Here is a 13,667-nt window from a genome sequence, read left to right on the forward strand (position 1 = left end):
CAGCTGCGCCGATTGAAATGATCGAGGCTGAAAACACGCGATGAATGTCAAGACACCGAATGCCATAGACAGTTACGTCGGCGCGCGCATCAGAGCACGCCGGCAGCTGCTTGGAATGAGCCAGGAGCGGCTCGCCGACCAGATCGGCGTGACTTTTCAGCAGGTTCAGAAATACGAGAAGGGCATCAACCGCATTGGTGCGAGCCGTTTGCAGCGAATCGCCGAAGTGCTTCACACCTCTCCGAGCTTCTTCTTCGAGCAGAACGAGTCGCAGCCATTGAGCCTTCAGGGGTTGACGCTGCCGGACAATGCCGACCCCGTCGCAGAATTCCTGCGAACGAAAGAGGGGTTGGTGCTTAACCGCGCCTTTCTGAAGATTGCCGACCCCAATATTCGTGAAACGATCATCGCATTGGTGAAAGCGATGGCTCAGGCGGAAAGCGGTCCGGCTTTGCCTTCGATAGCGGATATCACCCGTCCGCCTCTGGAGTAGCTGGCCAAGTGACAATTCTCCTGTGAGCTCGGGCTCGAGTGATCTGGCAAGGAACGGCGGATCTCGTCGAGACCGTTGGTCTGCTGAACGAAGGCCAGGCCTTGTCAAATTTTGCCATGCTCGCTAACCTGGTCCCATGAGCACTATGAATATCTCGCTGCCGGACAATTTGAAGCACTTCGTCGACCAGCAGGTCGCCGGTCGAGGATATGGCACGAGCAGCGAGTATGTGCGCGAACTCATCCGTCGCGACAGGGATCGGCAGCAGTTGCGCAATCTTCTGCTAGAGGGTGCGTCGTCCGAGACCACCGAGCCCATCGATGCCAGCTATTTCGATAGCCTGCGCGAGCGCGCAACGAAACAAAGCTCCAAGTGACCGCGAAACCTGTCGTCCCCCGCCAGTCGGCTCGCGGGGATGTCGAGAATGCCGTGGACTATTACGCTCACATGGCGGGATCGCAGATAGCGGTAGGCTTCATCGATGCACTGCAATCGACCTATACTTTGATCGCAGAGCATCCTGCATCGGGTTCACTGCGCTACTCATATGAACTCGGTCTGCCCAATCTGCGCTGTACGACGCTGAAGGGTTTTCCTTATGTGATCTTCTATCTTGAACGAGCCGACCACGTCGACGTGTGGCGGGTTCTGCACGTCAAGCAGGATATTCCAGCGTGGCTGCAGGATTTAGGAGCATCGGATTAGCTCGGCGTATCTGATTGCTACACGCCAGACGGGTGTAAATGTTATTCCATTATAACGTGCGGCACGAAACGGGATAGATTGGCCGTTATGCGCGAGCGGTCTTCGCGAACGGCAAGACCGCAGGCGCGATCACCGGCAACCCAGCTGCCGAGCACAGCAAAGCCGTTATCGCTTTCGAAAAGCGGGGCATAGGCCTGGATGACAAAACCTTCGTCGCCGTAATCGCCCGGTGCGGAAAACGCTTCCCGCCCATCTCGAAAAATCGTGACGTTTTCGCCCTCGCGCGACAACAATGGTTTGCGCACGTAGTCGGTCAAGGCCGAAGCCGCCGGGTCGTCGGTGAAATAACTCGGCAACAGGTTGGGGTGATGGGGGTGGCGCTGCCACAGCAGCGGCAGAAGCCCCTTGTTGGAGAGCACAGCCTTCCAGGCCGGCTCGACGAAAACATCGCCCGAGCGGGCAAGTTCGCGAGCGAAAGGCTCGCGCAGCATGAATTCCCATGGGTATAGCTTGAAGCAGCGGTCGATCACCCGATCCTTGAGGTCGGTGTAGCGGCCCTGCGCATCGATGCCGATCTCCCGAATGTCCAGCAGTTCGACGCGATGGCCGGCCTGCACCGCACAGTCCATGAGGTAGACCGTCGTGCCGCGATCCTCCTCATTGTCGGTTATCGCGGCGAAATGGAAGATCGGCTCCTTGGGAAATTGATCGAACGCCTCGACAAGACTTTCCTGCAGGAAATTATACTGGTCCGCATCTTTGGGCAGAACACCCAAAGCGATCTGATCGGTCAGCCAGTTGAACTGGAAATAGGCCGTCTCGAACACTGAAGTCGGGGTGTCGGCATTGTATTCGAGCAACTTGGCCGGGCCATTGCCATCATAAGCAAGATCGAAACGGCCATAAAGGTGCCGGTCGCGGCGCTGCCAGGACCGCTGCACCACATCGCGCAGGTCTTCCGGAATGGCCAACCTGTCGAGCGCCTCTTCACTGCCGACGATCTCGCCGACCAGATCCATGCACATATCATGCAGTTCCTGGCTCGGCTCCTCGATCTGCTTCTCGATCTCCTCGAGCGTGAACGTATAGGCAGCATCGTCGAGCCAGTAAGGCTCGCCATACATGACGTGAAACCCGAAACCCACGGCCTGCGCCTTGTCACGCCAGTCAGGACGCGCCGGAAGGGTGATGCGCTTCATGTCAGCCGCCGAAACTGAAGGACGAACGGCCGCCGAAGCCTTGCCGGGCAACGGTGCGGGTATTGACGTTGACAGGCTTGACAGTCTGGCGCGAGGGCGCCGTCACGCTGTCGATGCGCGTGCCGCCCGAGCGAACGGTGGTTGTGACCGTCTGCCCCGAGCGGTTGCGATAGATCGGCGTCGAGCCGTAATAGTAGCCGATCTCTTCTTGGCGCCGGCGATAATCGTAATAGTCGCCAATGTTGTTGAGTGCCGAAGACAGCACGTAGCCGGCCATGAACGGCACGAAGAAGTTTCCGCCTCCACCGGTATTGTTGTTAGGGACAGCGTTCGACGGCTGTTCCGTGCATTGGCCGGTCCCGTATTCTGCCTCGCAGGCGGCCATGCCGTTGAAACGCGGCGCGGTGGCGAGATGGGCACGCATCGCATCCTGATAGCTGGCCTGGCAGACCTGCCGATCCATGCCCGCCGCCACGCATTGGTCGACGGAGGTGAACATTATATCCGAAGGAGCCTCCTCGCCGCAGCCGGACAGCGCCAGGGTCGAGGCAGCGATGGTGCCAAGGGCCAGGAAAGGTCGCCTGTGCCCGCTCATGCGTCTGCGCATCTTTCCCTCCCTCAATAGGTCATGCAGGCAGCGTTGAGAATACCGACGACGAGCGCAATTCCGCCCCCCCATATTCCCGCAGCGATTTCACCGGCAGTGATCTTTTCATGCAGGTCTTTCATGGTGAAGTTCGCGATGTAGAAAGCGAGGATCTGCGCCAGAGTGCCTATGACAGCCCATATGACGTAATCGACGACGCTGACGGAGTTGGCTGCGGCCGAAGCCAGAGGCAGGCTGAAGCCGACAAGCGCGCCCAGGAACGCAGTCACGGCGGCAAGATTGCCCGCCCGGATCAATTGGACCTCCTGTTGCGGCGTCAACCAGGTGTAGATCACCGCGAAAACGCCGTAGGCGGCGAGCCCGATGGCGAAATAACCAAGGAAAGCAGGCAGGCCCGCCACGTAGTCGAGCATCGAAAATGTCCTCCGTTGAAATTGATAGGTCTCTCAGACGCGACGAACGTCGGCCGGAGCCAATCCATAACCGATCAGAAATTCTACCGAGCTGCCCGCCTGGGCCTGTCCGAAATCGAGGTCGCGCTCGACATTGATCAGAAGCATTTCGCGCGTCGAGCCAAGCGGGCGGTAGTACAGCATGCAGGTCTGATGGATGGAGTGCTGCGTTTCACCATCGCTGACCTTTTCGACAAATTCCACCAATTGCGCCCGCTCCGGGCCGTCGCCCCAGAACCGGTTATAGAGGATCCCGTCAGCATCATAGGATGGCTGGCCGATCAGGCCGCCCGGCCCGGTCCAGCGGTTCCATTCGCTCTGGCCGGCGGGCACGACGCTGTCCCAAGGGTGATAAAAGCTGATGTCGTCGATCGCCTCACCCGGCTTACCCGACGCGGACATCACCTGAATCATCCGGTTCTCTTCATCGTAGTAGCGCGACAGAACGGTCGAGGCGTCGAGCGAAACCTCACCGTAGCCGGCAATGATGAACGGCCCGCTTCGCGGCAGCGGCATGGCCGGCTCGCCGGCCAAAGCATCGGCTTCGAGCGAGAGGAAATCAATCTCGAGCGCCCCGCCGATGGCCGCGCTCAAGGGGCCGAGCTCTTCAGGCAAAGCCCCCTCGTTCTTGTTTCCGCCGAACCAGCCGATCATGTCACGTCTCCCATTCGAGCCCAGGCGATGGCAGCGGGATCTAGCCGAATTTCGCTGATGTAGTAAAGCGTCTCGCCGCCCCGCATCAGCGTCTCGTCCCGGCAATTAAGGTCGGTTACGCCTTGGCTCAGCATGCCGACGAGCGTCACATGATGCCGACGCTTGAGGCCTAAAAACACGTCGCCATAGGAGAGCGGCGTCTGCAAGGCCGGCACCGCCAGCGAAAAGGCCGTGTCGGTGGAGGCGGCGGACAACAGCCGCGCGGCGATTTCCGAAGAACCCGGATCACGTGCGGAACGCGACAGAAGCTCCTCGGCAAGCGAACCCACCGCCTCGACACGCGGCCGACGCTGCTTGACCATCTGTGCTGTGCGATCGTCGGCAAAATAGGCGACGATATGGGCATTGGGCGCATGATCTTCGGCAATCAGCACCGCGGCCAGCGTTTCGTCGTCATTTGCGCCGCGGGCGATGACTGCCCGCGCCTGGGCCACTCCGGCCCGCAGCAAAGCGTCGGCATCGGCAAGCCGTTCCGTGCGGACGTAGTCGGCATAATTGCTGGCGGGATTTTCCGGCAGGTCCTTGGCGACCAGAACCGTCATCGGCTCGTTGGCATGCCGTTCGGAGTGCAGCAGCCGCAACGTCTGGTATGTCTGGCCGTCTTGCCAACCCAAAACGATAATATGACCGGTGCGTTCGCTGTAGTCACCCAATCCGCGCATGCGATTTCTCCAGATCCTACCGATCGCTGTCAACAACTTGCCAAGAACAGCGGTAAAGATGGCAATGCCGCCAGGAAGAACCACCAGGACGGTAACGACCCGGCCGAGGCCCGATTTTGGGGAAAGATCGCCATAACCGACAGTCGTTGCCGTAACCATGTAATAGTAAAGAAAGTCGACCGGATTGCCGACGAGATCCCCTTCGCCGGCCAGTCTAAAGAGCAGATAAGAAATAATCAGATGCACAACGAGGATAACAAGAAGGGCTGACCACGCCAATTCGCCAAGCGACAGATATACACGCCGCAGTAATGAAGCGATAAATGGCAAGCGATTCGCCCCCTTTGCTGACCCCTACCCTACCGAAATTAATTTCGCGCGCCAGACCTTTAAGTTGTAAACTGATTACCCAGATATTTGCGACGCTCTAACCGATGGAGGACTTTTTGGAGACCTGGAGCCTTACCACTTTAACGCGCCTGTTTGCGGCCGACCCGGAAGCGCTCGGCGATGTGGATGTGGCCGTGCCCGAACATGGGGACGTCATCTGCGTAACTCTCAAGGAGAGAGGCGATCTCGACGTCTTCGTCGCGGTGAGCGGCGAGCGCGATATTCTTGTCAGCGTTGTCCTGGTGCCATGCAAGGAGGTGCCGAAGCGGGAGGCCTTCGAGCGGATGGTTCTCAAGACCCACAAGTTCGTGCCGCTGTCGAGCTTCGGCATCACCACGATTGACGGTGAGGAATGGTATGAATTGTTCGGCTCGCTGTCGGCACGCTCGTCGGCCGAGACCGTGGTCGAGGAAGTCGCCATTCTGGCTGCCAATGCGGTCGACGCGGCACACATGATTGAAGAATGGAAAAGCGGGGAGATCGCAGCGTGAGCACCTGGGGAAAGATTTTCACCGCCATTCGCGGCGGCATTAACGAGGCAGCGGAAGCGGCCGCCGATAGCCAGTCGATGCGCATTCTCGACCAGGAAATCCGCGATGCCGAACAGTCGCTGCGGCGGGCGCGATCCGATTTGGCCGGCATCATGGCGTCGAACAAGAGCGTCATGCGCCGGCTTGAAGAAAACCGCGCGAAGGAAGCCAAGGACACCGACAGCGCCCGCGCGGCGATCTCTGCGGGCCGCGCGGATCTGGCGCAGGGTCTCGCTCAGCGCATTGCCAACATTCGCGCCGAAACGCAGCGAGACCAGGAAGAGCTCGATCGGCTGCTGCCCCGCCAGCAGCAGATGCTGCGCACGATTCAGGAAACCGAATCGCGCATTGCCCAGATGAAACGCGAGGTGGAGAATGTCAAAGCCAACGAGTCGCTGCTGCGCGCTCAGTCGGCGATTGCCCATAACCAGTCGGGCATCAATACCCGTCTCGGCAGCGCCGTCCAAAGTCTCGAACGCATCAAAAAGCGCCAGGAAATGACGGCCGGGCGCATTGAGGCCGGCGCGGAACTGGCCGCGCTGGAAAACGGCAGCGATCTCGATCGTCAGCTGCGCGAGGCCGGCATTGGCGGTTCAAGTGAATCGGCCGACGACATTCTTGCACAGCTGATGGCACCAAAGCACTCGGCCGAGCCCGTCTTGCTCCCCCCGCCCCCCGGCGACAAGGACCGATAATATCCGGAGCCGCGGCCCTGTCGGCGGATTTATTCCTGAAGACGGAGGCCGCACGCGGAAAGTCACCACGCTGTCCCAGGAACGTCCGGATCTCAGATCCGGGCACTCCCTCTGCCCGATCGAGCTTGTTCACAGCGACCAGCTCGGCCTAGCTGGTCGCAGGCTGGGCCATCGGACTGTTCCTGCGACACTCGATCAGGCCATTCATGCGCCAGCATGTGGCGAAATCCCACTGCATAAACTTAGCTGACTCCGAGGAACTGCTTTAACTCGGCAGTCTGCGGATTGGCGAAGACGTCCTCCGGCCGGCCTGCTTCATGGACTCGGCCCTGATGCATAAAGACGACGCGGCTGCAGACGTCGCGGGCGAACCGCATCTCGTGCGTGACCATCAGCAGCGTCATTCCCTCGGCGGCAAGTTCGCGCACGACGGCCAGAACTTCGGCGACCAGTTCCGGATCGAGCGCCGAGGTGATCTCATCGCAAAGAAGGGCGGTCGGCTGCATGGCGAGCGCGCGGGCGATGGCGACGCGCTGCTGTTGTCCGCCCGAGAGCTCGTCAGGATAGGCGTCGAACCTGTGACCCAGCCCCACACGCTCCAGCATCTTGCGGGCGTTGGCCTCGGCTTCGGCCTTGGGTGTCTTTTTGACCACCGCCTGCGACAGCACGACGTTGCCGCCGGCAGTCAGATGCGGGAAGAGATTGAATTGCTGAAAGATCATGCCGACCTTCAGGCGCAGCGCCTTTAAATGGACTTCGTCATCGATGAGCTGTGCGCCGGCCACTGAGATGGAACCGCTGGTAATGGTCTCAAGACCATTGATGCAGCGAAGCAGGGTCGATTTGCCGGAACCGCTCTTGCCGATAATGGCAATGACCTCGCCAGGTTCGACATTCAGGTTAATGCCTTTCAGCACCTCGTTGGATCCGTAGCTCTTGCGGACGTCAGTGATTTCGATGAGCGACATTGAGCTTCCTCTCCAGGATCTGGCTGCTTTTCGACAAGGGCCAGCAAAGGGCGAAATAGATGAGCGCGACGAGCCCATAGACGGTGAAGGGCTGGAAGGTGGCGTTGGTGACCACGGTGCCGGCCTTCGACAATTCGACGAAACCGATGATCGAGGTCAGCGCCGTGCCCTTGATGATCTGAACGGAGAAACCGACGGTCGGCGGTATGGCGATCCTCAGCGCCTGCGGAAGGATGACGTAGCGCATCTGCTGCAGACGCCCCATGCCGAGGCTGGCGGAGGCTTCCCATTGCCCCTTCGCAACCGCTTCGACGCAGCCTCGCCAGATCTCGGTGAGAAAGGCGGCGCTCCATAGGATCAGCGCCAGTCCTGCCGCCAGCCAGGCCGGGACGTCTATTCCGAAGAGCCCGAGACCGAAAAAGGCGATGAAGAGTTGCATCAGCAGCGGCGTACCCTGGAAGAGCTCGATATAATATTTCGCAAATGCCCGACCGGCCTTGCGCCTGCTGATGCGTAGGAATAGCAGGCCGAGGCCGACCACGCTGCCGCCGATGAACGAGACGAGCGATAGAAGAATGGTCCAGCGAGTGGCGAGCAGCAGGTTGCGCAGGATGTCCCAAAGCGTGAAGGTGATCATCGCACTGCTCTCCTCGGGAAGATGAACCAGCCAACCAGGCCCAGCACCTGCCGGAGCAGGATTGCCAGCGCGAGATAGATTGATGTCGAGACGATGTAAGCCTCGAAGGCTCGGAAGGTTCGCGATTGGATGAAATTCGCGGCGAAAGTCAGATCCTCGGCGGCGATCTGCGATACGACCGCTGAGCCGAGCATTACGATGACCACTTGCGACGACAGTGCCGGCCAGATGCGCTGCAGCGACGGCACGAGCACGACATGGCGGAAGGTCTCGAAGCGCGTCATGGCGAGGCTCTCGCCCGCCTCGAACTGGCCTTTCGGCGTTGCTTGGATGCCCGCGCGAATGATCTCGCAGCTATAGGCGCCGAGGTTGACGACCATTGCGAGATTAGCGGCCGTCAATTCGGAGAGCTGGAGGCCGAGCGATGGCAGACCGAAAAAGATGAAGAAAAGCTGGATCAGGAATGGAGTGTTGCGGATCAGTTCGACATAGGCCGCGACGACCGGCTTCAGCCAGACCGGGCCGAGCGCCCGCACCCAGGCGCAGACGATGCCGAGCGAAATGCCGAGCACACCGCCAATCGCGATAAGCTCCAGGGTGATCAGTATGCCCTTAATGATCTGGGGGTAATATTCAAGCAGCCAGCCGAATTCGAAATGGTAACTCAAGGAATGTCCCCTCTTGCGGTGACGGAGCGCATGTCATCCCGCGGAGGCGGGATGACATGCGCGAGACCCGGATTTCCTTAAAGATCGGACGGCAGATCGGCGCCGAGCCACTTCTGCGAGATGGCATTCAAGCTGCCATCGGCTTTGGCGGCGGCGACGATGCCGTTCACCTTCTCCAGAAGCGCGGACTGTTCCTTGTTGAGACCGATGTAGCAGGGCGAGTTCTTGATGAGGAACTTCAGCTCGGGGCGCTTGGGAGGATTTTTGGCGAGGATGGCAGCCGCCACGACATTGCCGGTGGCAATGATGTCGACCTGGCCGGAGAGGAAGGCCGAGATGGTGCCGTTATTGTCCTCGTAACGCTTGATCGTTGCGTCGGCCGGCGCGATCTTCGTCAGCTCGAGATCCTCCACGGCGCCGCGCGTGACGCCGATGCTCTTGCCCGCGAGATCCTCCGCCTTGGCGACCGAAAGATCGGCCGGCCCGAAGACGCCGTTGAAGAAGGGCGCGTAGGCGACCGAGAAATCGATCACCTTTTCGCGCTCCGGATTCTTGCCGAGGCTCGATATCACAAGATCGACCTTGTTCGTCTGTAGATAGGGGACGCGGTTGGCGCTCGTAACCGGCACGAGCTCGGCTTTGACGCCCAGCTTTTCGGCAATGAGGTTGGCCATGTCGATATCGTAGCCCATCGGCGCCATATCGGTGCCGACGCTGCCGAAAGGTGGGAAATCCTGCGGGACTGCGACGCGCAGCGTACCGCGCGCCGTGATGTCGGCGAGAGCATCGGCGTGAGACGGCGAGGTGAAGCTGAAGGTCGCGGTCAGGGCTGCGATTGCGAAGAATATCCGTCTTGTCAGCATGTGTTCATTGCTCCTTTGAAGTTGTGGTTTTGGGGTCCGATTGCCGGGCGATGGAGGATGCGGCCTTTAGCGGAAGCGACAGGGAACTGCGCAGATCCGAAAGCGGATCTGGGCGCGCCGTCAGGTCGAGGCCCATTTCCACCTCATCAAGATGTTGGACGGAGAGCTCCGCAGCTCTGACGAAATCACCTGTCTGCATGGCCTCGAAAATGCGGCAGTGACCGCCGTGAGACTGCGCCGCATGAAATTCGGATTGATAGAGCATCGAAATGAGGATCGTCCTCGCGGTCAGGTCGCGCAGGATATCGACGATGATCGGGTTCCCGCTCAATTCCGCGATGCGGATATGGAAATCGCCCATCAAATAGGTCAGGCGCTGGCGGTCGCCAGCCGCCATGGCATTCCTCTCCTCATTCAGATGGGCGTCGAGAGCCTTGCGTCCCTCCTCCGTCAGCACTGCCATGCTGCGCAGCAATCCAGCTTCGACGACACGCCTCGCCTCATAGACGGCGATCGCATCCTCAGCGGAGGGCTCGACGACGAACCAGCCGCGCCGGGGGCTGACATGCACGATGCCGCGCGTCTCCAGACGCATCATCGCTTCACGGACGCGGGTTCGCGACACGCCGAAGAGCGCTGCCAGCTGATTTTCGCCAAGTCGAGTGCCCGGCCGGATCTTGGCAGAAAGGATCCCGGAGACGATCGTTGCCTCAATGGATTTCTGCGTGGTCTCGGATGTGTGGCTCTCTTGCATACAAGGCAGAAAGCAAAGCCCGTGCCAAAAACCCCCCGCTCTGGATCATCAAGCTGTCTCGGACTTTTGGCGGGAAATCTGCCTGCCGGGGATGCAGACTGAACGTAATTTGGGCGAGCGCGCCCCCCTCCCCCTGCCCTATCGCCGCGCCGTCGTCTAATTGAAGCTCGATGTTTTGAGAAATTCTGCCAATCGTTCGGTCTTCGGACGCAGGAACATTTCCTTCGGATCGCCCTCCTCGCAGATGACGCCCTGGTTCATGAAGATAACGCGGGATGAAACCTCATAGGCGAAACGCATCTCGTGGGTGACGAGCAGCATGGTCATGCCGTCGGCGGCCAGCCCCTTGATCACCTGCAGCACTTCGCCCACCAGTTCCGGGTCGAGGGCTGAGGTGACCTCGTCGAACAACATCAGCCGCGGCGACATGGCGATGGCGCGGGCAATTGCGACACGCTGCTGCTGGCCGCCGGAGAGCTGACCGGGATAATGGTTGGCGCGGGCGGCGAGGCCGACCCGGTCCAACCATTTTTCAGCAATGATGCGGGCGTCCGGCTTCGTCATCTTCTTCACCTTGACGAGGCCGAGCATGACGTTTTCGGCCGCACTCATATGCGGGAAGAGATTGAACTGCTGAAAAGCCATGCCGGTCAGGGCGCGCTGGCGCGCAATCTCCTTCTCGCTCTTGCGCCGCCGCGACGCGCCGTCGACGTGATAGCCGATTTCCTCGCCGTCGAGTCTGATCGTGCCGCCCTGGAATTCCTCGAGCATGTTGACGCAGCGCAGCAAGGTGGTCTTGCCTGAGCCGGATGAGCCGATAATGGAGATGACTTCGCCTTCCTGCACGGCGCAATCGACCCCCTTGAGAACTTCGTGGATACCGTAAGTCTTACGCAGACCCTTGATGTCGAGAATGGTCTTGGCCATCGGTAGGCTCCTCAGGACGGCAGGGCGGTCTTGCGCTCGACATATTTGCCGAAGTGCTCGATGCCGTAGTTGACGATGAAATAGAGACCGCCGGCCAGAAAATAGAACTGCAGGCTCATGAAATTGCGGGAAATGATCTCCTGCGTGCGCAGGAGAAGCTCGGCGACGCCGATGACGGAGAGCAGAGTCGAGGCTTTCACCATCTCGGCCGCCGTATTCACCCAGGCTGGCAGACACTGGCGCATGGCCTGCGGCCACAGCACCGAGGTGAAGGTCTGGGTAAAGGTCAGACCGATCGCCTTAGCGGCTTCGGTCTGCCCCTTCGGGATCGCCTGAAGCGCTCCGCGCACGATTTCGCCGACATGGGAAGAGCAGAAGACGGCAAGGGCGAGGACGCCGGCGGAGAACGGTCCGAGATCAAGACCGACCGCAGCGGAGACGTAATAGCTTGCCAGTACGAGCACGAGCACCGGCGTGCCGCGGATGATATCCGTATAGGCTCGCACGAGGAGACGTAAGACAATGCCGCCGTAAACCAGCGCCAGTCCGACAAAGACCCCGAGAACGGAGCCGGCGAGAATGGCCAGCAGCGAGATCGACACGGTCATGGCGATGCCGTTCATGATGACGTAACGGGCGATCCAGAGTTGTTCGAGAAAGGTGTGAGACATCGGAATTATCTCGGCAGGGCCAGACGGCGCTCGACGAGGCGCATCAAGGCTGCGATGAGGAAACAGGTGGCGACATAGAGGGCTGATGTAACCAGCCATGTTTCGATGACCCGGAAGCTCTCGACATTGATCTTGCGGGCGGCAAAGGTCAGCTCGGGCACGGCAATGGCGGCGGCGAGCGAGGTGTCCTTGAAGAGCGAGATGATGGTCGAGGAGAGCGATGGCAGCACGTTGCGCAACATCAGCGGTGCGATGATCGAGCTTCGGATCTGCATTGCCGTCAGGCCAATGGCGAGGCCGGCTTCCGTCAGTCCTCTTGGGATCGACAGCAGTCCGGCGCGGAACACCTCGGCCAGATAGGCGCCGGAATAGAGCGAGAGAACCAGCACGAAGCTTTTCATCTTGTCGAGGCGCAAGCCCATCTGCGGCAGCGCGAAAAAGGCGAAAAGCACCAGGACGAGAATCGGCAGGTTGCGAATGATAGTGACATAGATGCGCGCCGGCACGAGCGCGAAGCGGCTCCTCGACGTCAGCGCGAAAGCCACGACAAGGCCGATTGCGGCCCCGATCAGGATCGAGATCACGGCAAGGCCGAGGCTGAGGGCAAGTCCGCTTAAGAGAAAGTCGAAATTGCGCCAGACGGCAGCGAAATTCAGCGTGTAACCCATGCGGGTCCTTTCAGACCGGAGCACGCCGCCGAACCTGCGAGCGGCCCGGACAGCGTCATACTCCAACCATTCGATTCAGAAGCGGATTCGGATCTTGGCCCGACCTGGACCAAGATCTTTCTGTTCCAGCGGAGCGGGAGCGAACTCCCGTCCCGCATCGCGGTCACTTGAATTCGACGGGGAAGCCGATCTGCGGCGGCGTCAGATCCTTGCCGAACCAGGTCTTGTAGGATTTGGCGTAAAAGTCGAATTCGACACCGGTCATTGCTTCGTGAAGAGCGGTGTTGACGAAGTTCAGCCAGTCCTGATCACCGCGCTTGACGGCGCAGGCATAGGTCTGTGGGTTCCAGCCGTAACCAGCATCCTTGTAGCGTCCCGGGTTCTGCGTCATGTACCAGGCGAGCGACGACTGGTCCGTGGCGGCGGCATCGGCGCGCCCGGACTCCAGCGCCTGATAGATCAGGTCGACAGATTCGTATTGGTCGACGGTCGCTTCCGGCAATGCCGCGTGCACCATAGCCTCGGCATAGACGTTCTGGAGAACCGAGATGGTGACCGACGAGCCGGCAGCCTTCAGGGCGGCATAATCGGCATATTTTCCGTCCGCCTTGAGCATCAGGCCGACGCCCTCACGATAATAGGGAATGGTGAAGGCAACCTGCTGGGCGCGTTCGCCCGTAACAGTCATGAACTGGCAGGTGATGTCGACCTTATCGGTGGTGATGTTCGGAATGCGGGCATCCGAAGACTGGTTGACATACTCAATCTTATCCGGATCGCCGAACAGGGCCTTGGCGACGATGTGGCCCATGTCGACATCAAAGCCCTGAAGCTTGTCGTCCGCGCTCTTGAAGTGCCAGGGCGCATTGGTGCTGCCAGTGCCGAGCACGAGATGGCCCCGGGCCAGCACTTCGTCGAGCTTGCTGCCCTCGGCGAGCACAGGCGTCGACACCAGGGCGGCGACGGCCAGCGAGATCAGGCCGGCGCGAAAGGAAATGATCATGGCGTTCCCCTTGTAGATGTTTCGATGATCCAATATACCGGACATCTGTCTATTTTATTGG

At 60.0% G+C, this 13,667-nt stretch carries 19 protein-coding genes; 5 read left to right on the forward strand and 14 right to left on the reverse strand.

The features are described from left to right. Window positions 1–40: 40 nt before the first annotated feature. The 3 genes from NXC14_RS29645 (at window position 41) to NXC14_RS29655 (ending at window position 1,198) form a co-directional block, all read left to right on the forward strand. On the forward strand, window positions 41–493 hold the full coding sequence (locus NXC14_RS29645; protein ID WP_085781588.1) for a helix-turn-helix domain-containing protein: 453 nt from the start codon (window positions 41–43) through the stop codon (window positions 491–493). A 136-nt stretch (window positions 494–629) separates the two neighbouring features. Further along, entirely contained in the window at window positions 630–869 is a 240-nt protein-coding gene (locus NXC14_RS29650; protein WP_085781589.1) for a type II toxin-antitoxin system ParD family antitoxin, read from the forward strand. Then, the gene (locus NXC14_RS29655; protein ID WP_085781590.1) at window positions 866–1,198 is read left to right on the forward strand and encodes a type II toxin-antitoxin system RelE/ParE family toxin; all 333 of its coding nucleotides are present in this window, start codon (window positions 866–868) and stop codon (window positions 1,196–1,198) included. Before NXC14_RS29650 ends, NXC14_RS29655 begins: the two co-directional genes overlap by 4 nt. 41 nt (window positions 1,199–1,239) lie before the next feature. Here the strand turns inward: NXC14_RS29655 and NXC14_RS29660 are convergent, their stop codons facing one another. From NXC14_RS29660 to NXC14_RS29680, 5 genes are read right to left on the reverse strand one after another with little or no spacing between them, the layout of a single operon-like run. Further along, window positions 1,240–2,397, reverse strand: a complete 1,158-nt coding sequence (locus tag NXC14_RS29660) for a glutathionylspermidine synthase family protein (RefSeq protein ID WP_085781591.1) — start codon at window positions 2,395–2,397, stop codon at window positions 1,240–1,242. Window position 2,398: 1 nt separating this feature from the next. Further along, a complete protein-coding gene (locus NXC14_RS29665; RefSeq protein ID WP_085781592.1) occupies window positions 2,399–3,004 on the reverse strand; it encodes a DUF1190 domain-containing protein in 606 nt (201 codons plus the stop codon). Between the two features lie 11 nt (window positions 3,005–3,015). Continuing rightward, the gene (locus NXC14_RS29670; RefSeq protein WP_085781593.1) at window positions 3,016–3,417 is read right to left on the reverse strand and encodes a DUF350 domain-containing protein; all 402 of its coding nucleotides are present in this window, start codon (window positions 3,415–3,417) and stop codon (window positions 3,016–3,018) included. 33 nt (window positions 3,418–3,450) lie between these two features. Next, entirely contained in the window at window positions 3,451–4,110 is a 660-nt protein-coding gene (locus tag NXC14_RS29675) for a YjfK family protein (RefSeq protein WP_085781594.1), read from the reverse strand. Next, window positions 4,107–5,162 carry an ion channel gene (locus tag NXC14_RS29680; RefSeq protein WP_085781595.1) on the reverse strand — a complete coding sequence of 352 codons (1,056 nt, stop codon included), beginning with the start codon at window positions 5,160–5,162 and terminating at the stop codon, window positions 4,107–4,109. The genes NXC14_RS29675 and NXC14_RS29680 overlap by 4 nt, the downstream gene beginning before the upstream one ends. Window positions 5,163–5,266: 104 nt before the next feature. Here NXC14_RS29680 and NXC14_RS29685 point away from each other — a divergent pair, with 104 nt between their 5' ends. Together NXC14_RS29685 and NXC14_RS29690 are read left to right on the forward strand one after the other, a co-directional pair. Next, window positions 5,267–5,713, forward strand: a complete 447-nt coding sequence (locus NXC14_RS29685) for a YjfI family protein (RefSeq protein ID WP_085781596.1) — start codon at window positions 5,267–5,269, stop codon at window positions 5,711–5,713. Further along, window positions 5,710–6,447 (forward strand): PspA/IM30 family protein, encoded by a 738-nt coding sequence (locus tag NXC14_RS29690; RefSeq protein ID WP_085781597.1) that lies wholly within the window; start codon window positions 5,710–5,712, stop codon window positions 6,445–6,447. Before NXC14_RS29685 ends, NXC14_RS29690 begins: the two co-directional genes overlap by 4 nt. Before the next feature lie 242 nt (window positions 6,448–6,689). Here NXC14_RS29690 and NXC14_RS29695 read toward each other — a convergent pair whose 3' ends face one another. The 9 genes from NXC14_RS29695 to NXC14_RS29735 all read right to left on the reverse strand — a co-directional run bounded on the left by NXC14_RS29695 (window position 6,690) and on the right by NXC14_RS29735 (window position 13,606). Next, window positions 6,690–7,415: an amino acid ABC transporter ATP-binding protein gene (locus NXC14_RS29695; protein ID WP_085781598.1), complete on the reverse strand. Its 726-nt coding sequence runs from the start codon at window positions 7,413–7,415 to the stop codon at window positions 6,690–6,692. Further along, the gene (locus NXC14_RS29700) at window positions 7,393–8,052 is read right to left on the reverse strand and encodes an amino acid ABC transporter permease (RefSeq protein ID WP_085781599.1); all 660 of its coding nucleotides are present in this window, start codon (window positions 8,050–8,052) and stop codon (window positions 7,393–7,395) included. The genes NXC14_RS29695 and NXC14_RS29700 overlap by 23 nt, the downstream gene beginning before the upstream one ends. Continuing rightward, window positions 8,049–8,720 (reverse strand): amino acid ABC transporter permease, encoded by a 672-nt coding sequence (locus tag NXC14_RS29705; RefSeq protein ID WP_085781600.1) that lies wholly within the window; start codon window positions 8,718–8,720, stop codon window positions 8,049–8,051. Before NXC14_RS29705 ends, NXC14_RS29700 begins: the two co-directional genes overlap by 4 nt. Window positions 8,721–8,797: 77 nt before the next feature. Continuing rightward, the gene (locus tag NXC14_RS29710) at window positions 8,798–9,583 is read right to left on the reverse strand and encodes a transporter substrate-binding domain-containing protein (protein WP_085781601.1); all 786 of its coding nucleotides are present in this window, start codon (window positions 9,581–9,583) and stop codon (window positions 8,798–8,800) included. Window positions 9,584–9,587: 4 nt separating this feature from the next. Continuing rightward, window positions 9,588–10,337: a GntR family transcriptional regulator gene (locus NXC14_RS29715; RefSeq protein ID WP_085781602.1), complete on the reverse strand. Its 750-nt coding sequence runs from the start codon at window positions 10,335–10,337 to the stop codon at window positions 9,588–9,590. Between the two features lie 156 nt (window positions 10,338–10,493). Beyond that, window positions 10,494–11,264: an amino acid ABC transporter ATP-binding protein gene (locus NXC14_RS29720; RefSeq protein WP_085781603.1), complete on the reverse strand. Its 771-nt coding sequence runs from the start codon at window positions 11,262–11,264 to the stop codon at window positions 10,494–10,496. An 11-nt stretch (window positions 11,265–11,275) separates the two neighbouring features. After that, complete coding sequence (locus NXC14_RS29725; protein ID WP_085781604.1) at window positions 11,276–11,935, reverse strand: amino acid ABC transporter permease; 660 nt, start codon at window positions 11,933–11,935, stop codon at window positions 11,276–11,278. Between the two features lie 5 nt (window positions 11,936–11,940). Beyond that, the gene (locus NXC14_RS29730) at window positions 11,941–12,603 is read right to left on the reverse strand and encodes an amino acid ABC transporter permease (RefSeq protein ID WP_085781605.1); all 663 of its coding nucleotides are present in this window, start codon (window positions 12,601–12,603) and stop codon (window positions 11,941–11,943) included. A gap of 163 nt (window positions 12,604–12,766) precedes the next feature. Beyond that, window positions 12,767–13,606: a transporter substrate-binding domain-containing protein gene (locus NXC14_RS29735; RefSeq protein ID WP_085782050.1), complete on the reverse strand. Its 840-nt coding sequence runs from the start codon at window positions 13,604–13,606 to the stop codon at window positions 12,767–12,769. Window positions 13,607–13,667: the final 61 nt, after the last annotated feature.

Source organism: Rhizobium sp. NXC14, from assembly GCF_002117485.1.
In the GTDB taxonomy this organism is placed as follows: Bacteria; Pseudomonadota; Alphaproteobacteria; order Rhizobiales; family Rhizobiaceae; genus Rhizobium.